Origin of the sequence: Paenibacillus polysaccharolyticus (assembly GCF_023714295.1) — a bacterium.
GTDB classification, from domain to species: domain Bacteria; phylum Bacillota; class Bacilli; order Paenibacillales; family Paenibacillaceae; genus Paenibacillus; species Paenibacillus polysaccharolyticus_A.
In genome coordinates, this window is sequence record NZ_JAMAUN010000009.1 from 41615 (window position 1) to 64722 (window position 23108).

Consider the following 23108-nt stretch of genomic DNA (forward strand, 5'->3'; position numbering starts at 1 on the left):
CAGGAGGACATGATCATGAATACCTCAACATCCGCAACATGGCTGGAGGAAGCATGGCAGCAAGGGGTTCACAAGACGATTCGAAATGCGAAACGAATCCAGGATACCTTTCCTCATATTTCACCGCAGGGTGTGTACGACAAAAATGATCCGGAATGGTGGACAGCCGGTTTCTGGCCCGGACTGTTGTGGCTAGTATACCGGGATGATCCGCGGCATGAAGCGGCCGCGGATCTGCGGCATATCGCCGCTAGCTGTGAGCGACAGCTCGAAGATTGTCTGAGTGATCCAGACCTGGTGGATCACGATCTGGGTTTCATCTGGCTGCTTAGTGGCGTAGCCAGCTATCGCCAGATGGGCAGCGAGGATGGGCGCCGCCGCGGCATGCTTGCCGCGAATCTGCTCGCTGCCCGCTTTCACGTGCGCGGTGAGTTCATCCGCGCATGGAACTTCGGCTCGTCGGTGATGGACACGCGCGGCGTTGCCATCATCGACAGCATGATGAACCTGCCGCTGCTCTACTGGGCATCCGAGCAGAGCGGCGATCCTCGCTTCCGATGGCTGGCGGAAACGCATGCGGACACCGTGGCGCGTGAATTCGTACGCGCAGACGGGTCCATCTGCCACGTGGTGGAGTTTGATCCACACACGGGGCAGAAGCTGCGGGAGCATGGCGGCCAAGGCCATGCTCCCGGGTCCGCCTGGGCGCGGGGAACCGCCTGGGCGTTGCACGGGTTTGCGCTGTCTTTCCGGTATACGGGCGAAGCCCGATATCTGGAGACAGCGGAGCGGGCGGCCGATTTCTTCCTCGCCATGCTTGGCGAAGACATCGTGCCGGTGTGGGATTTCCGCGCGCCTGCGGAGCATCAGGCGGCGTGGGACTCGTCCGCTGCGGCGATTGCCGCGAGCGGCCTACTTGAGCTCGCGAAGCTGTCGCCACGCGGGCAAATCTACGCTGCCGCGGGAGAGTGCATCGTCCGCGGCTTGTATGAGCGCTACAGCCCTGCTGAATCTGTAGCGGAAGAAGGGTTGATTATGCAGGGAACGGTGCATTACCCGGAAGGACGGGGAATTAATGTTCCGATTATTTACGGCGATTACTTTTATATGGAGGCGCTCGCGAAGCTGCGTGGAAACGAGGGGTTATTTTAACTAAGAAGAGGAGATTCCTAAATGTCATTTCCGACACATATCGTGTCTGCAGGCGGAATTGTAGAGGATGGACAGGGGAATATACTCCAGATAGTTTACAGAACCGTTGAAGTTTAAATAAGCCTCATAACGCATACGAATGGCGAGTAAAGTGATCCTAGTTAACAGAAGCAAGAAATAGAACCGCCTACACAGGCTGGTTCTATTTTCGTTTTTTTCAGATATAGATTTACTTCGCTGGCGAACGTCTCAGAATGACAAAGTCAGCAGAGGACTGCTCGGGATATCTCTGGCGAATGATCTCATGCACTTTGAATTCGGGATAATCAAATAAATAGTGGAACAGATTCCGATCTTGTATGGTCTGCACGCCAGTATTTCCTCGCTCCTTCAGCCTTGTATACAGCACTACCCATTGAGTCGAGGCATGGAGAACATCACTTAGCGTAGCCCGAAAATCCGTTTCATCTGTAATATGATACAGCACATCCAGGCACACGGTTAGATCCGCTTGGAGAAAACCGCGATTGACCCACAGGCCAGGTGTATACACCATGAAGCTTTTGGAAGGGTCGCTGGCGTATAGCGAAGCGCATTGTTTTATAGACGAGCCCGCCACATCCATGCCCAGGTATTCACCATAGTTCATATATTTCAACTGGTTTCCATCCCCGCAGCCGAATTCGATGACCCGATGAATACCCTCGCGCTGGATTAACGCATTGACCACCTCGGCTTTGAATTCAGCCAGCACGCCATATGAACCTCTGCCCGATGTTTTACCTGAAGAATAAGTCTGCTCCCAATAATGAATGTAATCAAATGACTGATTCATGATGATTTCCTCCGATTCAGATAATTGATGTTGTTCTCAAACCTGACCATACTCCTTATAGTCAGGTTATGCGCCGTAAGTATGGTTATGAATAGGATTTAAAGATCAGTGCCTTTTCCCAACACATGTTCACATGGCCCCGATTGTAAATGACATATTCGGTTGATTTTCCATATAATTACCTGAAAATTTCCTGAAAGTCTAAACATCTGGAAAGTTCTTGCCGACATTAATTAGAGTAGGAAAAAATTGACGATTAATCGGAGGGAAATAATGTTAAAGCCAAGATTGACCAAGTACATGGTGATGATGCTGGTGTTGATACTGAGTATTTCCAACGTAGGCTTGGCCACTGCGGCAGAGAAAGAACTGTCCAAAATTGTGGTTTCTAAAAATGAAATGTCGCTCGAAGTTGGCGATTCCGGGTCGGTTACCGTAACGGGGGTATATTCAGATAATACCTCGGCTAACGTTACGATCAGTTCATCCTGGACAAGCAGCGATGCTTCGGTAGCATCTGCATATAATGGTTCAATAACAGCCAAAAAGGAAGGTACAGCTACGGTTACAGTGGCATATCAGGGGCAAAGTCAGTCTATTCAAATCAAAGTGACTAAAAAAGTCAAAGCCCTTTCAAAAAATGTGCAAAATCTTGATCTCCGTACCGGAGATACCGAAGATATTTTGCTGACTGCAACATATAGTGATAATTCAACGAGTGAGCAGGCGGCCAGCAGTGCTGAATGGTCGACAAGCGATGAGAAAGTTGCTACCGTCGTCAACGGCAAAGTAACAGGTCAAAGCGCAGGAACAGCAGTGATTACAGCCAAGCTGGGCAGTCAGAGTGTAGCGGTTGACGTCAGTGTGGAAGTAGTCAAACGTGTAGACGTGGACAAAAGTCAGATTAACCTGCTGCTGAAGCAAAAGGAAAGTGTGAAATTAACAGCCACTTATCCAGACGGAACCACGAGGGATGTAACGAATCTTGCAGAATGGACATCCAGTAACGAAAAGGTTGCAGATGTGCTGAAAGGCAATATTACAGGTTATTCAGCAGGTTCCACCAAAATTACAGGCAAATACGGCACCAAGTCGGTATCCGTAGATGTAGACGTTGATCAGACGAGCAAGCTGAGCGTAGCGAAACAGAGCATCTTCTTCCGTTTAAGTGATACCAACAAAACGGCTATAGTTGCCGTTACAGCTTCATACCCAAACAGTAGTGATGTGAATGTAACGGACCAGGCAACGTGGACATCCAGCAATGAGAAGGTGGCGACGGTGTTCAAAGGCCAGATTACAGCAGTAAGTGCAGGGTCCACAACGATTAAGGCAGCATACAGTGGTAAAACGGTAGAGATCGCTGTTGATGTGGATACGGCGAGATATCTGGATATCAAAGATGTTACCGACAAACTTGCCATGAGCGTTAATGGTGACAAGAAGACGAAACAACTGACTGCGAATGCCGAATACATTGATGCTAGCAAGGAGGACGTTACGTCCAAAGCGACATGGACGTCCAGCAATGCTGATATTGTATATGTATCCTCTGGTGGTGAACTCATCGCCTACAAGTCGGGTACAGCTACAATTACCTCAGCATATGGCGGCAAAACAGTGAAATTTACGGTAAACGTAGACGTGCCTGACAAGTACGAGATGGATAAAAAGAAAGCAACCGTTGCTGTTGGCGGAACCACTTCTGCCAAAGTGCTTGCCATATATGGTGAAACTTCCAAGGATGTATCCGACAATGCAACGTGGAGCAGCAGCAGCGATAAAATCGCTGAGATCGACAGCAAAGGGGTTATTACGGGCGTAGCTACAGGCAAAGCGACGATTACTGCTAAAATCGAAGGGAAAACATTGACACTGCCTGTAGAAGTAGGAATGGCAAGCGGACTAGAAGCGGATGTGAACTTTGTCGTGCTGTCGGCAAAAGAAACTCAAGCCATTATCCTTACAGGTACGGATGGTGACGGTAATGCGAAAGACGTCACAGCCGATGCGACTTGGAAATCGAGCAATGCTCGTGTAGCCGATGTGAAAAAAGGTGTAATCACAGGTAATAGCAGTGGTAAAGCTAATATCACCGCCGAATACGGCTCACAGAAAGTCACAATTCAGGTTGAAGTTGATGTCATTTCACGGATTGAAGCATCTGAACCGGCTCTTTCTCTGAAATCCGGTGAAACCGTGGATTTGAAGTTGATTGCTACCTTGAGTGATGGCAGTGAACGGGATGTTACAGACAAAGCCGAGTGGAAATCGAACAGTTACAAAGTGGCTCAAGTAACTAAAGGCAAAGTGAAGGCACTTAACTCAGGTAAAGCAAGAATAACGGCGAAGTACGGTAGCAAAACGATTACGATTGCGCTGGATGTAGATACATTGAAATATTTACAGACCGATAAAGTCACGTTAACGATGAAACTTGGCGATAAAGCAACGGTAGCAGCTACCGCAACATATTTGGATGGAAGTGAAGCCAATGTGTCCAAGCCAGCACTTTGGACATCTTCCCGCATCGCGGTGGCTTCCGTAAAAGATGGGATCATTCAAGCGAATGGTAAAGGTAAAGCAGTCATTACAGTTTCCTTTGCAGGTGTCAAAACAAAGGTTAATGTTGTGGTCGAAAGCAAGTAAGGTTGGAGAACGGATCAGAAATAGTAAATGTCAAAAAGGTGATATCAGCATTATGCTGATATCACCTTTTTGAGTAACATGCAGAGTTGAAAACATACCTTTTCTCAAATTCATAATTCACATTATCGATCTAATCTGGTCACATCGTATGTGACAGTACCAAAGCACCATAGGCAAAAGCAATAAGAATAAGAATTGCCGGGTGCAGCTTGGTTTTGGTCATGACCCAGAGGGAGATGCCTGCAATAATCAGCGTCTGCCAGATGCCGATGGAGTCCGAGGATACTTGGCCGAATTCCCAAGTGAGTAGAATCATGAGCACAGCGATCACCGGTTGAACAAGCAGAGTCATGCCTTTTACCTTAGGTGAAGTCCGGTGTTTGTTCAACAAACGAAGTAATAGAATAAGTGCAACTGCTGACGGTACAATGGTAGCGAAGCTGGCAATTAATGCACCAAACCAGCCTGCGACGTGATATCCGACAAATGCAGCAATTTTCGTGGCAATCGGGCCTGGGAGCGCATTACCGATTGCCAGTACATCACCGAACTGCTCGGTTGTCATCCAGTGGTAATGATTCACAATCTCTTCCTGCATCAATGGAATGGAAGCGGGGCCGCCTCCATATCCGAGGATGTTCGCTACAAAAAATCCCCAAAATAATTCCCACCATGTCTGAAGCATCCTACGATACCTCCTTGTCGGAGTTACCTTTGGATTTTATACGCTGTACCAGCCCGAAATGGAAGAAACCATAGACCAGGAACACCGTAATCACCAGTCCCGGATGAATATTGAGTAACTGTAATGCTGCAAAAGCAGTCACACCGAATAAAATAGCAAACCACTTACCCAAGCCTTTCCAGGCTTTCATCGCAAATTCATAGGCCATCATACCAAGCATCACAAAAATGACAGGGCGCACGGCTGCTACCATACCCGCTACAATCTTGGATTCACGCAGTGCGTACATCGAACCGAGTAGAGCAATAATCGCGATGCTTGTCGGCAAAATATGAGCGAGTACGGACACAATAGCGCCTAGAACTCCCTTTGTTTTATAGCCTAGATAAGCAGCCATTTTGGTTGCGATAGGTCCAGGCAAGGCGTTGGCAATCGCCAGAATCTCGCCGAATTCATCGTCGCTGACCCACTTGTACCGGGTGACGGCTTCATAACGGATTAGCGGGATAACCGAGGGGCCACCGCCATATCCCAAAATTCCGGTTCGTACCATGCCGACCACGAGACCGTTGTAATCTTTCCAACTCATGCTGATATCCTCCTAGAGTCTCATGCCCATGCGGCTTTTATATCGTTTTAAGAGCAGTTGTGATTCCACTTTGACGATGCCAGGCCTCTTGTAGAGTTTCTCCAGTATGAACTGCTCCATCTCTTCCATATCTGCAAAAATACCGTGCATATGCAGGGTACTTGGGCCTGTCATATGATAGAGACTGGTCACCGCTGGCTCATCATCCAGCATCTCTGCAACTTCATCCAGGAAGCGCGGTTCCACATCGACATTAAAAAAGGCAGAGACCTGTAGCCCCACCTTGCCTGGGTTAATGACAACGGTGAAACGTTCAATGATTCCTTTTTCCGATAATGCATTGATGCGAGCTTGAACGGCTACGCGGGATAATCCGATCTGTGTACCCAGGTCTGTATAGGAAATCCGGCTGTTCTCATGGAGCGCGGCAATGATTTTGCGATCCATCTCGTCCAGATTGTACATTTGCGGAATTTCTCCACCTTTGGAGGAACGTTTGTGAGACATGTTTGAATCACCCTTTTCGTTTTCATATGTTGCATGATGTGTATCCGAATTTAAAGAGTAATTGAATGTACGCTTAATACATGCAGCATTCATAGTTTAATGACGAAACGTAACTAACGTCAACTGATTTTGGGGGGATTGTTAAAAATATTTAAGGGAGCACCTTCATTTTGTCGTATCTGTGAAAGAAAAAGACTGCTCGCTTTATGCGGGCAGTCAGTACATCCTTGTTAGGACAAGTTACTTCATGAGTTTGTATCAGCAAGGATGCTTCTCTCAGGAGATTAAGAGTTGTTGCTAGTTTTAAGATGTTTATTTGGATGGTGATGAATCACCCATTATGAGTTCACTGTCTTAGGCAGTAGTAGCGTAACCGTAGTTCCTTCGCCGGGTTCTGATGATACACGTAATGTACCGCCTGCCCCCCGTGCACGTTCCTCCATGCTGAATAGTCCCACACCATTCCCCGCAGTGGTGTCGTTAAATCCGGCACCCTGGTCTTCAATAACAACGAGCGTGAGCTCTTCCGTATCTTCTAAGGTCACTTGTGCCTCGGCAACGTCAGCATATTTGGCTACATTGGTTAAGGCTTCCTGGATGATGCGATAGATGGCAATCTCCCTGTTCATCGCGAGCCGCTTGCGCAAATTACATTCGAAAGTAACCTCGATGCCGTAATGGCGGTTATAGTTCTCAATATAGGTTCGAATGGCAGGAACGACACCCAGATCATCCAGCACGGACGGCCGCAGTTCCCAAGCCATACCGCGTACATCTTCCATAATACCCGTAACCTGTTTTCGTAGCGCTTCAACGCCCGGGTTAGCTTGATCGGCCAGCAGACGGTCCATCTGAATTACGAGAGAGAACAAGCTTTGTCCAATCCCGTCATGGAGATCACGAGAGATGCGCCGTCGCTCTTCTTCCTGAATATTCATGACTTGCGACATCATCTGTTGCAGCTCGGCTTCCACTTGTTTTAGCTTGGTCACCTCACTTCGCACAGCTAAATACTGATAGGGCTCACCATCGTTATCGAGAAAAGGAACAATCGTGGTATTCACCCAGTAATAACTGCCGTCTTTCGCACGATTCCGAATCTCGCCATTCCACACCTTGCCAGCAGAGATGGTATCCCATAACGTCTTCATAAAGGTTTTACCGTGGTACCCCGAGTTAATAATCCGGTGATCCTGACCAATGAGCTCTTCGCGGCTATATTGTGAAATTTCGCAAAATTTATCGTTCACGTATTGGATTTTACCTAAACGATTCGTCAGCGCTACGATCGAGGATTCATCCAGTGCAAACTTCAGGTCGCCGAGCTGGTGTAGTGAACCTTTCAGTTTGCTTCGGAATTCATTGTCCGAAATGTGATTGTCAATTTCGCTGAGTAGGTGCTGAACAGATTGGTCGGCTAATCCGCTGAGTCTGTTTTTGCGTGGCTTACTCAAAGTTCAACAACCCCTTTTTCATCGCAAACTTCACCAGTTCCGGTCTGGTGCGCAGGCCAAGCTTTTCCATCAGATTGCTTTTGTGGGATTCCACCGTTTTGACACTGATGACCAGATGCTCGGCAATTTCCTTATTCGCGTATCCTTTGGCAATCCAGGACAAGATCTCTTTCTCCCGATCCGAGAGCGTATCGTATGGCCCGGCATTTTCCTGTTTGGCTTTGTCCAGATACTCACTCATTAATCGTTTGGTTGCACTTGGATAGAGATAGGCGCTCCCATCCGCTACAGAACGAATGGCGGCCAGCAATTCCTCGTGGGGTGCACTTTTGAGGATATACCCGGAAGCTCCCGCGTGGATCGCGCGGAATAGGTACTCCTCGTCATCGTGCATCGTAAGAATTAAAATGGATACATCCGGCATTAGCTTTTTTAACTCCGCCGTAGCGGTTAGTCCATCCTTGCCCGGAGGCATGCTGAAATCCATCAGAACCACATCGGGTTTCAGCTCCTGTGCTTTGGCAATGGCCTCGTCGCCATCGGCTGCATCGCCAACAATATGTATATCGTTCTTACCTTCCAGCAGGGCGATTAGCCCCGAGCGTACAACCACATGGTCGTCCACAACTAACAGTCGAATCACATTCATTTCCCCCTGTCCGATTCCATCATCTGTCTCCATCATACCAAAAAAAGAGGCTTTTCAGAGGGGGAATCTCCGAAAAGTCTCTTATTCCGTGTTTCTGCTCTCTTATTCTGCTCATGCATATTGTTCCAATTGTCTGGCAGCTTGCTCGGTTTGTACAATCATCTCGGGGGAAAACGTGCAAGGGGTTCTGCTTCCCACCAGCAATACACCGTTGGGCAGACTCCCTTCTCTGAACATGGGCACGGCTATAGCACATACGAGTCGTTCAGCAAGCATAAGCGGGCAACGGTCCGGGGTATATTCTCCACGGGACTGCTCATCCAGCATAACCGTGCGTCCGGTTCGTAGCGCTGTACCCACCAGATCTTGTCCAGGGCGCATAGCCATGCGTTTGACACGTTCATTGGTTGCTCCGAAGGTATACTTCCAGCGCAGCATTGATCCAGACACACAAGCCATTCCGCAAAAATCGCCGGTGGTGTTCTGACACAGGCCGCTCATCATCTCCTGAACGGCAGATGGGACTTCATCATGCATGAGGGACACTTCCTTTTTCAAATCATATGATGATCTGTTCTTCACTCGTTACGGTTCCTTCATTATCGTGGTCGTTCATCGTTGTCACAACATATAGGTAACCTTGAACTCAAGGCTCGTTGGATGGGAGAATCAGTTTACAATCGGGTTATTCCGATGTTAGTTCTATTGTAGACTGTTTCGTCAGCCTTGTAATTCAGGGAATACCCCTATTTCACTTCTGGAAACTACTGAACGTGGGCACCGGATTACTCCGAGAAGCATAAGAATGAAAAAACAGCCGGCAATCTTCGCCAACTGTTTCGTTTGAATGTGTATTCTGGAATGAGTGTTTTTTAAGGAAGACTCTCATACAAGGTTAGAGAATGTACACGTATCTTTCTTCTACATTATAAATGTGCTCAGTAATGCCGGCCATACTGCGATATTCTCATGACAAGAGGGACATGTTGTTTTGCCTGCCAGATAGGGCAGATGCGCGGACAGTGTCTGTTCTCCGATCTTTGCTGTCCGTTCTGCTAGAATTCCTGTCTCCTCATCTGTCCATATAGAAGCGGGAATGATAGCATGAGCTTCCTGATCAGGTTGAAAAACAGGGTCTTGTTCGTAGGCTTTCAGAGGCACAGCATAATGTTCATCAGGCCATATGTACACTTCATTTGCGCAAGCTGGGCACTCAGCCACATACTCATCCCCGTCCGAAAATGTCATCAGCATATTCGCGACGATATAGGATTCGCGGAATGCGGCATCCGCAATAAGGACGTAACGTTTCTCCGTATCATCTGTGGATAGCTCAGCAACATCGGTCAGCACTTGTTCTGTCAGTGATCTGAGCTGGTCGATAGCTTCTACATAATCAGTGTACACCTGCGTACAGACCGTACTTCCCACCTCATCAGCCAGCTCAGTCCAGGATGGCGGATATGGCGTTTGGTGTCGCTCATCGCGGCTTGCTTCAATAATACCGCAGTTGATATACAGTTCCTTGCGCACTGCTGAATCGGAAGTCGTACATGCCAGACGAGCTAGGAATGGCATGGCGGCGTAGGTAGCCGTATAGATTGTATTTTGATGAAACAGATATTCCTGAAACAGTTCGTCAAAGACCTCTTGGCTGAATTGCTGCTGCAATTGTTGCAATAGGCGGGGTGCATCTTCTGCTGACCCATAGGGGCCTGACAGTTTTGCCCAAAGATCACGATCTAACGATAACATATGTATTCCTCCTGTTCCGGAGATGCATAAGATTGTAAATTCGCAAGATTGAACACTCACAAGCATTTAACTGTATGCTAGCACTATCGTAAAAGTTTGACAATGCAAGATAAGATCACTCGCAAATGGGGCATTATTGGGGATATGTGACTTTTCTCACAGCGAATTGGGGGAGTTTCCCGCCAAAGATCAGGTAATCCCCCGATAACCTTTCGAACTGATTCACGATATGATGTAAACATAAGGAATCACCGAGGGGGACGAAAGTTATGGGTACAGTATTCGTGGAAAGAATCACCCGAAAAGTAGAGCAGACGCAGACACAGACGGAGGCGGGCAAGATGACACAGCGAACAGGCGGGATTCTGTCTTTTGTTACACCGGAGCAATGGAGTCTGATCGAAGAGAAAATGCAGCCTAAAAAAGTAAAGTCGGGATACAGTCTCTTTTTGGAAGGTGATGAAGCTGGATATCTGTACTACATTCGTTCGGGACGAGTGAAGTTGACCAAATCGACGGAGGATGGCAAAGAGATTATTCTGTCGATCCAGCAAAGAGGCGATCTGATCGGTGAATTCGGCGGTATTGGCGGATTGAACCACAGTTACAGTGCAGAGATGGCTGAAAAAGGGGAACTGGCCATCATCTCGCTGACGGATCTCGAAAGTGTGCTTAGCAAAAATGGGGATCTTGCGCTGAAATTCCTGCAATGGATGGCACTTGCACAGCGGATTACACAGTCGAGATTCCGTGACTTGTTGCTCTACGGCAAAGCAGGTGCACTTGCTTCGACACTGATCCGTGCCAGCAATACGTATGGCAAGATTGTTCCAGATGGCATCGTGCTGGAGATGAAGCTGAACCACACTGAACTCGCTGAGATGATCGGGGCAACTCGGGAGAGTGTTACACGTATGCTCGGAGCGTGGAAGGAGCAGGGCACCCTCGATATGCTGGAAGGTAAATTAATGATTCGGGACATGGCTTCATTACGTTGCATGTGTGGATGTCCTTCGTTCCCAAGCTGTCCGAAAGAACTGTGTCGTCTGTAGGCCATACTCAGTAGATTCAGGTAACAAAACAGTTAATTAGAGAGAACGCATGGGTGGGGAGACACGAGATCGGAACGGATAGAACATAACAAAAATGGAACGGATACGGAACTGAACGAAAATTTACAAAACAGAACTAACGGTACGAAATAGAGTAAAACGGAACTAAAGTAGCGAAATGGAACGAATGAATAGAAAGGAAAAAGGATGAAGCGGCGCGGGCTGTTTCATCCTTTTTCCTACTTTTTGTTATGTAGCTTTTCCAACTATCGGGTCTCGCTCTCCCGCGGCTAACGATTTCAGATGAGCCTATTTTATGTGTTTTAGCCCATTTGGAAATCTAACGATCAGGAGAGACGTTATTTCTCAAAATTTACACGAAAATGTAGCTTGTTTGCGGTTTTTTAGTGAAATAGCATTACTGGAGATCGTTAGAATCCCAAACAGCTACAAAACATCCAAATAAGCTTCGTGGTGATCGTTAGAATTTTGGCTGCCACTGTGTACCTCGTTTCACCCGCAGGTAAGCACATCTGATATTTATTCTAACTCCCGACCCAGCATGGAGTAGAGAGACGAGTCATGATATGCCCCTTTATAGAACCAATGCTCCCGGAGAAGGCCTTCACGTTGCATACCGATCCGCTGCATGACGCGTTCAGAAGCCGGGTTTTCTGGACGGCATTTGGCATAAATCCGGTGAACGCCAAGTTCCTTGAAGCCAAAATGAAGTAATGCGCGGCAGGCTTCGGTCACATATCCATTTCCCTGATAAGCAGGGTGAAGCACATAGCCGATCTCAGCATTGGTCTGGTCGACAAGGTGGAGCCCTGCACCGCCGATGAGAAGCCCTTCCTTTTTCAAAACAATGGCAAGTTCATATCCTTCTCTCGGCTCGGCCAGCTGCATACGAATGACATCCTGTACATAAGCCCGGGTATCCTCCTCCGTGTTCGGGCCCCATGCGGTGTGTTCCGTGACTTCGGGCATCGAGGTGTACGTATGGATGTGAGGCCAGTCATGTTCTACAATTTCACGAAGAATTAATCTTTCTGTTTCAAGCTTCATAATGTACACTCCTTTGCTCCAACTCAGGTTTCTTCTTTCTACTTGGAGTGGGTCATATCCCACTGCTGAATGGATTCCACATCGTATTACATCCTATTGTACCGCACCATATGCACGCAAAAAAGCCCACGACCGAATTCATACAACTGAATTCCTCGCAGGCTATTAGAAAATTACCAAAATCGTTTATGTGACGGTATGTTTTTATGGTTGGTTGCAAGTCGTTGCAGGATATGTGTAGGCTAGCTTGCGGATGATCTCCTTTTGCCATCTTGTGTCACCCAGGTTAATCGCCAGGTTCAGAAGATCCAAATAATCGTCAAGCTGCAGGACAGCCTTTTGCAGAGTTGTGTTCATTCGATGTTCGTTCCCCTTTATCTATAAAGTCGTAAGCATGGTTGGCATCATCATCGGAATTGAAAATAAACAAGCTCAATAATGATAATCATTATCACATATATAATGTCATTATGCATCGAACTTAGGTAAATTGCAATGCCTAACGACGCGATAACTCAACTTTTTTCAGGAAATAGGCTCATGATGACCGTTGTGGACTATAAAATTTTTCAAAAATTTTACATAAATCGAGAGGAATTCATCATATGAAGCTTTAAATTAGATAGGGACAAGCATCATACGTTATGGAGGAGGAGAAGGGGTATATGAAAAAGGCGTTAAGGCAGCACTGGATCGGGGCATTCCTGGTCTTTGTTATGATGGCAACTACGTTATTTGCTCCGGGGGTTCAGGCTCCGGTTCAAGCCGCAGCACCACTTACCGTATCACAAGCGATTGCTGCCCAGAGCAGCGGAGGCACGGCAACCGTCGAAGGTTATGTTGTGGGACATGCGACCGGGTCACTGACGGCCAAGTTTACCTCACCGTATGCCAATGATTTCAATGTGCTGATTGCAGATTCTGCATCCGAGCGCTCGAACGCCAAACTGCTGGATGTGCAAGTTTCTTCTTCTTTCCGTGCTCAATATGGACTGGCTTCAAACCCAAGTCTGGTAGGTAAAAAAATTATCGTAACGGGAACGCTTGGCGCCTATAACAGCTATGCTGGTGTCAAAAATCCTACGTCGATTACCCTCTCTTCAGGTACCACGAACCCTGACCCCGAGCCAAATCCGAACCCGGGCACACCTCTTCCGGGCGGCAACGGCAAAAAAGTGTTGTTTGATAACACGCATGCTCAGACCGCAGGTGCGGCTGACTGGATTATCGATGGAGCTTTTTCAGACTTTGCGAATGGTTTGCGAAACGCAGGCTTTACCGTGGATCAGCTGGAACGCAGCATCCCGTATACATTTGGTGAGCAAGCGTACACCTATAACAAATTGAAAGACTACGACGTGTTTGTCATCGGCGAAGCTAACGTGCCATTCAAGGCCACGGAGCAGGCTGCGCTCCTGCAATATGTACAGAATGGCGGAAGTGTCTTCTTCATCTCCGATCACTATAATGCAGACCGAAACAAAAACCGCTGGGATTCTTCCGAAGTGTTCAACGGCTACCGCCGTGGTGCTTTCCTGAATCCAGCCAAGGGCATGTCCTCTGCCGAAGCGGAATCCCCGGCGATGCAAGGCGTGACCAGTTCCGACTGGCTCGGAACCAACTTCGGCGTTCGTTTCCGTTATAACGCGCTGGGTGATGTGAACGCCACAGATATCGTTGCACCTTCACAGGCTTTTGGCATCACGACAGGTGTACAAGCTGTAGCGATGCATGCCGGCTCAACGATTGCCATTATGGACCCGAACAAAGCCAAAGGTTTGGTGTATGTTCCGGCCGGCGTGTCCAAATGGAATAACGCTGTCGATCAGGGCGTATATAACGGTGGCGGAAGAGCAGAAGGGGCGTACGCTGCGGTTGCCAAAGTAGGCGCAGGAAAAGCGGCATTCATCGGTGATTCCTCTCCGGTTGAAGATGCATCGCCAAAGTATTTGCGTGAAGAAAACGGAGCCACCAAGAAAACCTACGATGGTTTCAAAGAGGTGAATGATGCTACGTTCCTCGTGAATACAGTGAAATGGCTGGCGGTCAAAGAAAGTTACACCAGCCTGTCCCAAGTGCCAGGTCTGACCCTTGATACAGCAACAAGCTTGTTGCCAATGGAGACACCAGCAAGCTCCACCGAGCCACAGCTTGAGCCGTGGGCTGCGCCAGCGGCAGGGTACAAGTGGTATGATCCAACGACATTTAAAGCAGGTTCGTACGGCAAGGCTCAATAATGGGTAAGTCAGGGCTAAATTAGAATTTAGATAAGGATTTAGAATGACAATCATTTAAAATACGAAGCAACGTTAAACAAACGCAAAGAAGCTGGTGATGTCACTCAGCTTCTTCTTTGCGTTGTTCATTTTAAATAATCATGAATGATCTTCTCATCAAGGCTATTTGAGATTTTATACTTCATGGATGTGTTCTTTTTAGGAGAGGCCTCGTAATCATAGACATCGATATACTTGTCATCATATAGAAATATTGATTTCTATTGGGGTTATCGTGTTGGAAATCAACGTCGTTCCTGCATCTTCCTGTAGAGACTTTGTTGAACCCATTGTAACATTTATCCAATTGCCAATGCATAAAGCTTCTTTTCTCCGGGCAAGGTATGGGTACTCGGGCTAGTAATCCAAAGAGGGAGGCAGCACAAGATGAATCAGCACATCGGACAAGCAGACTGTGACAGTTCCCTGATGCGGCAGAAGTTAAAGGCGGACCTGCACCGCGTAGCGGAACGAATGAATCTGACGTTATCGCGTTTTGACCATGACAGTGTCTGTTTGCTGGGGCAGTTTGCGGAGATTCGTGCCGAGATCAAACACATTGAGGTGCTTGCTTCTTCTTTTTATCTCGACTGTTATTTGTCCCCGTTTACCGAGAAGTTTGCAGAACTGACGTCCAGTGTGCAGCATCTATCCGACCGCAGGTACGGAGCGCTGATTGTGATTGAACGGGAGGTTCCGCTGGAGACGATGATTCATTCCGGTGTAGCGGTGGATGCCAAAGTAACTCACGCGTTGCTTGAATCGCTCTTCATCCCTGGTGCGCCATTGCATGATGGAGCTGTGCTGATTCGTGGCAACCAGATTGTATCTGCTGGCAATGTGTTGCCGTTATCCCAAGCCGAAGCCCACGAACGTAAGTTGGGCACACGCCACCGGGCGGCACTTGGATTAAGCGAGCTGACCGATGCGGTGGTGCTGGTGGTCTCGGAAGAGACGGGACAGGCTTCTTTTGCGGTGGACGGGGCGTTGCATCCGATTAATGTGGTTGAAACGCTGACCTAGAGGATATAGCAGATAGCGATATGAGAGATGGCGAGGGTACATAGGTACATAATCGTGAGCATATGAGTACATGAGCGTATCGACCTGCCTATGCATCCAGAGCGAGTTATTGGAGAGGCTGACCAGTCACAGGGTGACAGGCGGAGCCTCTTTTTGCTATGTGAGAGGTTTCCGTTTTGCACAAACTGGGTGGATATGGGTACAATAGAGGGTGGAGCGTAAATAGGAGCGCCAGAATTCAACGCTGCGATTTATCGCAAAAATGGTTAGAGGAGACGGTTAGCACATGAGTTGGTTTGAAGCAATGGAGCAACATGATTACGAGGAACTGGTCCTGTGCCAGGATCGGAATTCAGGTTTGAAGGCCATTATCGCCATACACGATACAACACTTGGGCCTGCGCTAGGCGGTACACGGATGTGGACATACGCTTCAGAGGAAGCAGCCATTGAAGATGCACTGCGTCTCGCTCGGGGCATGACATATAAAAATGCAGTATCCGGCCTCAATCTGGGTGGGGGCAAAACGGTAATTATCGGAGATCCGCGTCGTGACAAAAATGAAGCCATGTTCCGCGCCTTCGGCCGTTACATTCAAGGGTTGAATGGCCGTTACATCACTGCCGAGGATGTGGGAACGACGGAAGAGGACATGAATCTGATCTATCAGGAGACCGATTATGTCACGGGAATCTCGGCTAGCTATGGCTCATCTGGCAACCCTTCCCCTGCAACCGCTTGGGGGGTATACCGCGGCATCAAGGCTGCTGCGAAGGAAGCATTTGGAACCGATCTGCTAGAGGGTAAAACCATTGCCGTGCAAGGCGTGGGTAACGTAGCAATGCATCTGTGCAAGTATTTGTACGAGGAAGGTGCACATCTTATCGTAACCGATATCCACAAGGATTCCGTGAAGCTGGCGGTGGAACGTTTTGGCGCCAAGGCAGTTGATCCGGGGGACATTACGAGCGTGGAATGTGATATCTATGCGCCATGTGCGCTCGGCGGCACGATTAATGACGATACACTTAAGACACTGAAAGCCAAAGTGATTGCGGGTTGTGCGAACAATCAGTTGCTGGAGCCACGCCATGGGGATGAGCTGTATCAGCGAGGCATCGTGTACGCACCGGATTATGTCATTAATGCAGGCGGTGTAATCAACATTGCGGATGAGCTGAACGGATATCATGAAGATCGAGCTTGGGCGAAGATCGGAGAGATATACACGACGCTGGAGAAAATATTCGAAAGCTCCCGCACCGAAGGCATCGCTTCTTATGTCGCGGCAGACCGTCTTGCCGAGCAACGGATCGAGATGATGAAAAATACGCGTAGCACCTTTTTGCAGAACGATCACCATGCATTAAGTGCACGCAGACTGCGGAAATAAATCCTTTCAGTCAAGCAACTGAAAGCTGGATTCATGTAAGACAACGTGTAAGACGATAGGTAAGACGAGCAGAAGAGCTAAGGGACAATCCTGAAGGTTTGGTCAAACGAACGTAGTAACCTCCGAAAAAAAACGCATTTTCGGAGGTTTTTCGTGCAGACCCCATTCAGTGTTGTCCCTTTTTGGGTGTGATTGCTTGTTTTCGTTTTATCATAAGTTTAAGCGGCAGCTCTTATAAGCCGAGGCTTGGACTTAGACACTTTTCGTGAATTCAGGCGATTCGATTCCACGGTTATTTGTGGCGTTTTTTTCAATATACCAGAGAAGCACCATACAGATCGCATAGAACAGACTGATCCCCAGAATAATGATCCATACACTCTTCATATCCACACTTCGAATGAACAGACCCGTCAGATAAGGGCTAAGGGTATACCCCAGACAACCGACGAACAACAGCAAGCCGTTAAATCTCCCCTGATGGCTGTCAGGCACACGAGATGCTATATATAGATTGATATTGGTCTGCACCAGAATCTCTCCAATCGTCCAGAGCACCGTGGATACCACAACGATAGCAAATTGAGGCCAATCCCCGAGCAGATATAGCGCACCAAATCCGATGCCATAAAAGAGAGCGCCTGCCGCGATGGAGTTTAGAGCCGTGAAGTTACGGGTCGCCGATAGCACCAGCGTGGTCAGAAGGATGACACTGATTGCATTAATGGTCATGACAGAGCCGTAGTAAGCTGCTCCATGTTCACCGAACGTCTGATTCATCTGCAAGGGTAGGCTGAACGAGTATTGCATGTAAATAAAATAGTTAAGAAAAGATACCACGATGAAAAAAACAACGAGTGGATTCTTCAGCAGCATAGGGAACAATGGCGAAGGCAAAGAATCTGATCCTTGTTGCTGCCTGGATGGAGAGCGACCTTCTTTATGTTTTGGTTGTCCCGGCTGAGGGTGTTCTTCTTGGTGTTGTTGCTTCCCATGTGGCCGTTGTTCCCCCTGTGATTGCTCTGTATGCTGTGCAGATTCCCTGGCAATGGTTTGCGTTACTTGGCCGCTCGCACCCACATGAACCTTTTTCCAAATGATAAAGGTAGAGATCAGAAATACGGTGCCGATACTCAGAAAGACGATATGCACGTAATCTTTAATAAAAAAGCCGGCAATCAATGGCCCAAGCGCGATACCGAGATTGGCTCCGAGATACATCAGGGAAAAGGCAGACTTCCGCTCCTTCTCCTCTGGACACAGCTGAATAATTAAGGCGTTATACGCCGGGCGTGTAATACTGATGAAGAACATGACCGCAATCAGAAGATAACCGATGGCCATCGTGCCTGACCAGAAGGAGCAGCTCATGATCATAAAGGCAGACAAAATCTGCCCGGAGACAATGATCGTTTTTTTGCCAATCAGATCACTTAAATAACCGCCAAGCAGTACACCGGGGCCGCTAATCAGAGCCGCCATGGATACAAAAATACCCGCGCTGACCACACTCATGCCCATCTGCAGCGTAAGCACCAAGGTGATCAGGGAGAAAATAAAATCCCCCGTGCTGTTAATGGTTCTCGCCAAGCAGAGATAATAGATGTCGCGGCTGAGTCCCGCGTATGTTTTGAATAAAGACAATCGTTTCAAACCTCCCCAAGAAAAACACAATCCCAGTAAAAAAACTACTACGTTAAGGTCGTTCTCTACTGCGTATTCACGATCTTATACGTTTTCGGGAACCGCCACCTCAATGACGAATCGATCGTACATCTCCAGTAACGTCTGACGTAATTCCTCGAACGAATCACCTTCCACAATAGCGAACCCTGAGCGGGTCATCGTGTCATTGACAGCCCCGGCGTGTTGCCCCACTTCATAGGAGACGTTAAATTCAATGATGCCTGGAACGTCCGTATAGTCGTCTCTGCCGGAGATGTGCTGGATCACTCCTGCGCGGGAGGGGAAGCAGATCATACCCGTGAATTTGTTGCTGGTTTCCTGCTGCATGAAGGTATATGTACCGAGTTCCAGATCCGTCACTGCTTCGAAAAAGTCCACACCATGCGTGTTTTTGATGCAAGGCGGCATCACATGTGAACCCCCGATTCTGGCTCCAATCTCTCCGAAAACCACTTCGCCTTCCGGCGTGAGGAACAGCTCGGCATGAGTTACTGATTGATTGATGCCAAGCGCGGCAATAACTTGTCTGTTGATGTCCTCGATTCGCTGGATAAAATCTGCTTCTGTGCATTTGGGGAAGGTAATGCTAGCTGGAGGTTTCTGCTGCGTTGCGATATCCAGACAGTTGTAGAGATATTGGGAAACGGAAGCAAACACCACTTCTCCCTTGCACACAATGGAGTCACAGTGGAACTCTGTGCCATGAATAAATTCTTCCAGCAAATCCCGTTGCTGTTCTTGTCTTGTGTATTGAAGGTAATGCAACAGTTCTTCCATGCTGGACAATTTGAACGTGTTGATACTGCCGTAACCGCTGAGCGGCTTCACAATGATGGGGAAACCATACGTAGCAGAGAAATGAAGATAGTCCTGTTGCTGGAGCGCAATGGCCGTTCTGGACGTGCGGATTCCGCGCTGATGCAACATTTGTTTCATAATCCATTTGTTCCGAACCGCTTCGGCCTGATTGCGCTGCATGCCTGGAATGCCGAACTCGGAACGGAGTTGTCCGCCGATCTCGATGGCATTCTCACCCGGAGTTAACAGAGCAATGATGGAGTGAGATTGCAGGATTTGTTGCATATGTGCCCGGATGGCGTCCACAGATTCGAGATGATCAACGTATCTAATCTCATCAAAATAAGCTTCAAGCCGTTCAGGGTGATGTAATTGATGGCGTTCAATAATCAGAATTTTTCGGCAGTCTGTATATTTGGTCAAGGGTTTCACGAAGTTTAAACCAAAGGGAAGCCTGAAATCAGATATGTATACGATCGTTTTCATATGTCCTCCTGGATAAAATTTGAAATAATGAATGGTTTTCACAACATTATAGCTCATTATTTTCAGTTTTCAATACATTTTTTGTAAAATTTTATGCACGATTGTACATATTTTTGTTGCGTTGAAGTGTTAATTGACAGCAGGAATTTTTTGGTATAGTATCGTACCGAATTGGAAAATAAATGGGAGGTAATGGAGATAAATGGATATAAATAAAGAGAAATATGCCATACTGGGCACATTGGGTGACGATGAAGGATTCTTGACTTGCAGCATGCATATTGCAAAAAAAATGGATAATTCTGATATGATTAAGCCATACCCCGAATTCGAAGCGGCTGCAGAAGATCTGAAATCCGGTGCGATTTCCTGTCTGCTGGTGCCTGGAGCGTATCCCAAGCTGAACAGTTTCATTATGGATTCAGATCTGGTCGTGTCCGAAAGTTTTGTAGAGAAGATCCCTGCACTGGTGCTGTCCGGCTTCCACGCCGCTTGCCCGGAGCAGATTGATACGATTTTCCATCATCCGGCGACTACATACTTGTTATCTGAACTGAATATTGCCTATAGAGAGAACAGCACAGTATCATCCAACCCGGAGGCCTGCAGGCAGGTCATGCTGAATACTGAAACCTCCATTGCGCTCACGAACCAGCTCTGTGCGGATCATTACGGACTGGTAACGTATAAAGTGCTGCGTGAAGGCATCCAAATGCCATGGGTATGTTTTACGAAAAAACCACAGAGGGTGAATGCACTCGTATGAAGAGAATTGCAATTATACTGGATAAAAATCTGGAGCAAGGAGCCGCAGCCAATGTGGCAGCGTTGCTTATGGGACAAGCTGCCTTGAACGAACCGGAGTTATATGCCGATCAGCCTGTACGGGATCAGAGCGGCATTCAGCATGCTGGCATCCGCTATAGCACCGTTATTCTGAAGGCGGGGGAGAATCAACTAATCAATCTGGCCAAGACCTGTACCGAGAATCAGGACGGATTGAAACATCTTGTTTTTACACAGACAGGACAGTCCCTGAATAACGCTTTTGAACAATATGCAAGTGAAATTGCATCGATGACATTGGAGGCGACCAAAGTCGTAGGTGTCATTGTATGGGGAGAAGACGAGTCCGTTCGGGCGACGACCAAGAAGTTCAGTGTGATGAAATAGTGCCGTGAAATAAGGCAGGTTTGGGGATACGCTTTAGAATGATTCCAGCTGGGGTACAGTTGCAACAAGCAGGCTGTCGCGCCTAGCTGGAACAGAACAGAACGGAGCAGAGTAGCGGAGACTAGCGGAGGACAGAACAGCTTGTCGATGCGGGGTACGAACATAAGGGTTACGACATAACAAGAAGGGCAGAAGCGATCCTATTGATGGCCTCTGCCCTTGCTTTGTATTGGGGGTGTTTTTTAGATGAATGCTCTGTATCTGGTGATGCAGATGGGGTGGAGCAGCAACGGCGGCATGGAAAGGTAAAGATAGAAGTATAGGTAAAGATGCTGGTACGGGCAAAGGCAAGGACAAAGGAAAAGAAAAGATAAAGATACAGGTCTAGGCAAAGATAAAGATAAAGATAAAGGTGCTGGTACAGGTATAGGTCAGATGCAGGTTATGTGCCGCTTACAGCCGTGATCTTTTTCTCTGTGAAATAGTATAGCAGCGCGAGTAGTGGCATCACTAGGCCAATGAGTGTCGTGAAGCTCCAGCCGCCATGGGCATATGACCAACTTCCAAGTGAAGAACCGATGGCACCACCGATGAAAAAGATCGACATAAACAGGCCGTTCACACGTCCTCTTGCCTCGTTGCCAAGGGAGTAGATGATGCGTTGACCCAGCACCAGGTTACCGGAAACAGCCATATCCAGCGTAATGGCAACCACGACCAGCAGGATCAAGGCTGGTGTAGAATGACTCTGGAACAGATAGGCCAGACCAAAGGAGGCTGCGGCAATAACCATAGCGGCTCCGGTGAGCACCCTTGTAAAACCGCGGTCTGCCCATCTTCCGGCTATCGGAGCGGCAATGGCGCCGCCTACCCCGGCGAGAGCAAACCAGGCGATGCCTTGCTGCGACAAGCCAAAATCGGTTGCCAGTCGAAGAGGCACCGTCGTCCAGAATAGGCTGAATGCGCCGAACAAGCTGGCCTGATAGAACGCGCGCCGCCGCAACATCGGCAGGGTGCGAAGCAATGTGCCGAGGGAGAGAATCAATTGTCCATAAGTCAGGTTTGGATCAGGCTGACGGGCTGGAAGTGCCCGTGACAGTAGCAGCATGAGCAACGCGATAACCACGGCCGAGAATGCAAAGACCGCTTGCCAGCCGAACATGCTGGTGATAAAGCTGGCGACAGGGCGTGCGAGCATAATGCCAAGTAGCAGACCGCTCATCACATTGCCGACCACCTGCCCGCGTTGCTCTTCGGAAGTCAGATAAGTCGCATACGGCACCAGAATCTGTGCAACGACAGAACCGATGCCGATGAGCAGTGACGCCGTCAGGAAGAGGAAAGCACTGGTGGAGAAGGTGGCTGTAATCAGCGCTAGCACGAGTACGACAAGAAACAGCACCATTAAACGGCGATTCTCGATAATGTCGCTGAGCGGTACGATGAACAGCAAACCAATGACATATCCGATCTGTGTCAGTGTCACGATTAATCCGGCTGCGGCAGACGAGAGACCTGTAGTGCTGCTGATCGGCCCAAGAACGGTCTGAGCATAATACAGGTTGGCTACGATCAGACCGCAGGAAGCAGCAAGCAGGAAAATAATCCAGGCAGGCACGGTAGTCTGAGTCTGGTTGGTACTTGGTTTCTGTTTGTTATCCATAAGATCAACCTCCAATAAAAGTGTATGATGGTAATTCAATTTCCATTTTCACTAAGAATGATGTGTAGGTTTAATTAATGAACGTTACGTTTACTAATTACACCTAAATAATATACGATACGTTTAGTATTGTAAATAGGCAGTTACATAACCAAGTGATTTTACATAAAGATGACGGAAATATAATGACATTGCGTGAGCTTAAAAATGTATAT

At 47.9% G+C, this 23108-nt stretch carries 21 protein-coding genes; 8 read left to right on the forward strand and 13 right to left on the reverse strand.

Annotation, left to right across the window (positions count from 1 at the left end; genetic code table 11):
* Positions 1-15: 15 nt before the first annotated feature.
* A complete protein-coding gene (locus tag M3629_RS19790) occupies positions 16-1152 on the forward strand; it encodes a glycoside hydrolase family 88 protein (RefSeq protein WP_251509712.1) in 1137 nt (378 codons plus the stop codon).
* Positions 1153-1381: 229 nt separating this feature from the next.
* Here the strand turns inward: M3629_RS19790 and M3629_RS19795 are convergent, their stop codons facing one another.
* On the reverse strand, positions 1382-1987 hold the full coding sequence (locus tag M3629_RS19795) for a class I SAM-dependent methyltransferase (protein ID WP_251509713.1): 606 nt from the start codon (positions 1985-1987) through the stop codon (positions 1382-1384).
* Positions 1988-2260: 273 nt separating this feature from the next.
* Between M3629_RS19795 and M3629_RS19800 the strand changes: the two genes are divergently transcribed.
* Positions 2261-4636, forward strand: coding sequence for an Ig-like domain-containing protein (locus M3629_RS19800; RefSeq protein ID WP_251509714.1), 2376 nt, complete (start codon positions 2261-2263; stop codon positions 4634-4636).
* A 139-nt stretch (positions 4637-4775) separates the two neighbouring features.
* Here the strand turns inward: M3629_RS19800 and M3629_RS19805 are convergent, their stop codons facing one another.
* From M3629_RS19805 to M3629_RS19835, 7 genes are all read right to left on the reverse strand, one after another.
* Positions 4776-5321 (reverse strand): chromate transporter, encoded by a 546-nt coding sequence (locus tag M3629_RS19805; RefSeq protein ID WP_251509715.1) that lies wholly within the window; start codon positions 5319-5321, stop codon positions 4776-4778.
* Position 5322: 1 nt separating this feature from the next.
* The gene (locus M3629_RS19810) at positions 5323-5910 is read right to left on the reverse strand and encodes a chromate transporter (protein WP_251509716.1); all 588 of its coding nucleotides are present in this window, start codon (positions 5908-5910) and stop codon (positions 5323-5325) included.
* 12 nt (positions 5911-5922) lie between these two features.
* Complete coding sequence (locus tag M3629_RS19815) at positions 5923-6417, reverse strand: Lrp/AsnC family transcriptional regulator (RefSeq protein WP_251509717.1); 495 nt, start codon at positions 6415-6417, stop codon at positions 5923-5925.
* 338 nt (positions 6418-6755) lie between these two features.
* Entirely contained in the window at positions 6756-7871 is a 1116-nt protein-coding gene (locus M3629_RS19820; protein WP_251509718.1) for a sensor histidine kinase, read from the reverse strand.
* Positions 7864-8514 carry a response regulator gene (locus M3629_RS19825; RefSeq protein ID WP_090919046.1) on the reverse strand — a complete coding sequence of 217 codons (651 nt, stop codon included), beginning with the start codon at positions 8512-8514 and terminating at the stop codon, positions 7864-7866. The genes M3629_RS19820 and M3629_RS19825 overlap by 8 nt, the downstream gene beginning before the upstream one ends.
* Positions 8515-8631: 117 nt before the next feature.
* On the reverse strand, positions 8632-9057 hold the full coding sequence (locus M3629_RS19830) for a GAF domain-containing protein (protein ID WP_251509719.1): 426 nt from the start codon (positions 9055-9057) through the stop codon (positions 8632-8634).
* A gap of 384 nt (positions 9058-9441) precedes the next feature.
* Positions 9442-10275 (reverse strand): hypothetical protein, encoded by an 834-nt coding sequence (locus tag M3629_RS19835; protein ID WP_251509720.1) that lies wholly within the window; start codon positions 10273-10275, stop codon positions 9442-9444.
* A 269-nt stretch (positions 10276-10544) separates the two neighbouring features.
* Between M3629_RS19835 and M3629_RS19840 the strand changes: the two genes are divergently transcribed.
* Positions 10545-11327 carry a Crp/Fnr family transcriptional regulator gene (locus M3629_RS19840; RefSeq protein WP_251509721.1) on the forward strand — a complete coding sequence of 261 codons (783 nt, stop codon included), beginning with the start codon at positions 10545-10547 and terminating at the stop codon, positions 11325-11327.
* Between the two features lie 540 nt (positions 11328-11867).
* Here M3629_RS19840 and M3629_RS19845 read toward each other — a convergent pair.
* Complete coding sequence (locus tag M3629_RS19845; RefSeq protein WP_251509722.1) at positions 11868-12395, reverse strand: GNAT family N-acetyltransferase; 528 nt, start codon at positions 12393-12395, stop codon at positions 11868-11870.
* 204 nt (positions 12396-12599) lie between these two features.
* Positions 12600-12752, reverse strand: coding sequence for a hypothetical protein (locus M3629_RS19850; RefSeq protein ID WP_167375706.1), 153 nt, complete (start codon positions 12750-12752; stop codon positions 12600-12602).
* 359 nt (positions 12753-13111) lie between these two features.
* Here M3629_RS19850 and M3629_RS19855 point away from each other — a divergent pair, with 359 nt between their 5' ends.
* The 3 genes from M3629_RS19855 (at position 13112) to M3629_RS19865 (ending at position 17087) form a co-directional block, all read left to right on the forward strand.
* Positions 13112-14632, forward strand: a complete 1521-nt coding sequence (locus M3629_RS19855; protein ID WP_435368251.1) for a DUF6359 domain-containing protein — start codon at positions 13112-13114, stop codon at positions 14630-14632.
* A 426-nt stretch (positions 14633-15058) separates the two neighbouring features.
* Complete coding sequence (gene cdaS, locus M3629_RS19860) at positions 15059-15694, forward strand: sporulation-specific diadenylate cyclase CdaS (protein ID WP_090918921.1); 636 nt, start codon at positions 15059-15061, stop codon at positions 15692-15694.
* A gap of 286 nt (positions 15695-15980) precedes the next feature.
* Positions 15981-17087: a Leu/Phe/Val dehydrogenase gene (locus M3629_RS19865; RefSeq protein ID WP_251509724.1), complete on the forward strand. Its 1107-nt coding sequence runs from the start codon at positions 15981-15983 to the stop codon at positions 17085-17087.
* A gap of 252 nt (positions 17088-17339) precedes the next feature.
* Here M3629_RS19865 and M3629_RS19870 read toward each other — a convergent pair whose 3' ends face one another.
* Both M3629_RS19870 and M3629_RS19875 read right to left on the reverse strand, forming a co-directional pair.
* Entirely contained in the window at positions 17340-18731 is a 1392-nt protein-coding gene (locus M3629_RS19870; protein WP_251509725.1) for an MFS transporter, read from the reverse strand.
* 84 nt (positions 18732-18815) lie between these two features.
* Entirely contained in the window at positions 18816-20057 is a 1242-nt protein-coding gene (locus tag M3629_RS19875; RefSeq protein ID WP_251509726.1) for an ATP-grasp domain-containing protein, read from the reverse strand.
* Between the two features lie 202 nt (positions 20058-20259).
* Here M3629_RS19875 and M3629_RS19880 point away from each other — a divergent pair, with 202 nt between their 5' ends.
* Both M3629_RS19880 and M3629_RS19885 read left to right on the forward strand, forming a co-directional pair.
* On the forward strand, positions 20260-20823 hold the full coding sequence (locus M3629_RS19880) for a hypothetical protein (protein ID WP_090918912.1): 564 nt from the start codon (positions 20260-20262) through the stop codon (positions 20821-20823).
* Positions 20820-21230 carry a DUF2000 family protein gene (locus M3629_RS19885; protein ID WP_251509727.1) on the forward strand — a complete coding sequence of 137 codons (411 nt, stop codon included), beginning with the start codon at positions 20820-20822 and terminating at the stop codon, positions 21228-21230. The genes M3629_RS19880 and M3629_RS19885 overlap by 4 nt, the downstream gene beginning before the upstream one ends.
* Before the next feature lie 442 nt (positions 21231-21672).
* On the opposite strand, the gene M3629_RS19890 is transcribed toward M3629_RS19885, so the two are convergent.
* Positions 21673-22893 carry an MFS transporter gene (locus M3629_RS19890; RefSeq protein ID WP_251509728.1) on the reverse strand — a complete coding sequence of 407 codons (1221 nt, stop codon included), beginning with the start codon at positions 22891-22893 and terminating at the stop codon, positions 21673-21675.
* Positions 22894-23108 lie beyond the last annotated feature (215 nt).

Excerpts from the sequence above, each read along its gene's own strand:
- M3629_RS19875 (WP_251509726.1), bottom strand. The coding sequence starts at position 20,057 with ATGAAAACGATCGTATACATATCTGATTTCAGGCTTCCCTTTGGTTTA.
- M3629_RS19795 (WP_251509713.1), bottom strand. The coding sequence starts at position 1,987 with ATGAATCAGTCATTTGATTACATTCATTATTGGGAGCAGACTTATTCT.
- M3629_RS19850 (WP_167375706.1), bottom strand. The coding sequence starts at position 12,752 with ATGAACACAACTCTGCAAAAGGCTGTCCTGCAGCTTGACGATTATTTG.
- M3629_RS19815 (WP_251509717.1), bottom strand. The coding sequence starts at position 6,417 with ATGTCTCACAAACGTTCCTCCAAAGGTGGAGAAATTCCGCAAATGTAC.
- M3629_RS19855 (WP_435368251.1), top strand. The coding sequence starts at position 13,112 with ATGATGGCAACTACGTTATTTGCTCCGGGGGTTCAGGCTCCGGTTCAA.
- M3629_RS19890 (WP_251509728.1), bottom strand. The coding sequence starts at position 22,893 with ATGGATAACAAACAGAAACCAAGTACCAACCAGACTCAGACTACCGTG.
- M3629_RS19840 (WP_251509721.1), top strand. The coding sequence starts at position 10,545 with ATGGGTACAGTATTCGTGGAAAGAATCACCCGAAAAGTAGAGCAGACG.
- M3629_RS19865 (WP_251509724.1), top strand. The coding sequence starts at position 15,981 with ATGAGTTGGTTTGAAGCAATGGAGCAACATGATTACGAGGAACTGGTC.
- M3629_RS19830 (WP_251509719.1), bottom strand. The coding sequence starts at position 9,057 with ATGCATGATGAAGTCCCATCTGCCGTTCAGGAGATGATGAGCGGCCTG.
- M3629_RS19805 (WP_251509715.1), bottom strand. The coding sequence starts at position 5,321 with ATGCTTCAGACATGGTGGGAATTATTTTGGGGATTTTTTGTAGCGAAC.
- M3629_RS19790 (WP_251509712.1), top strand. The coding sequence starts at position 16 with ATGAATACCTCAACATCCGCAACATGGCTGGAGGAAGCATGGCAGCAA.
- M3629_RS19845 (WP_251509722.1), bottom strand. The coding sequence starts at position 12,395 with ATGAAGCTTGAAACAGAAAGATTAATTCTTCGTGAAATTGTAGAACAT.
- M3629_RS19880 (WP_090918912.1), top strand. The coding sequence starts at position 20,260 with ATGGATATAAATAAAGAGAAATATGCCATACTGGGCACATTGGGTGAC.
- cdaS (WP_090918921.1), top strand. The coding sequence starts at position 15,059 with ATGAATCAGCACATCGGACAAGCAGACTGTGACAGTTCCCTGATGCGG.
- M3629_RS19885 (WP_251509727.1), top strand. The coding sequence starts at position 20,820 with ATGAAGAGAATTGCAATTATACTGGATAAAAATCTGGAGCAAGGAGCC.
- M3629_RS19835 (WP_251509720.1), bottom strand. The coding sequence starts at position 10,275 with ATGTTATCGTTAGATCGTGATCTTTGGGCAAAACTGTCAGGCCCCTAT.
- M3629_RS19810 (WP_251509716.1), bottom strand. The coding sequence starts at position 5,910 with ATGAGTTGGAAAGATTACAACGGTCTCGTGGTCGGCATGGTACGAACC.
- M3629_RS19800 (WP_251509714.1), top strand. The coding sequence starts at position 2,261 with ATGTTAAAGCCAAGATTGACCAAGTACATGGTGATGATGCTGGTGTTG.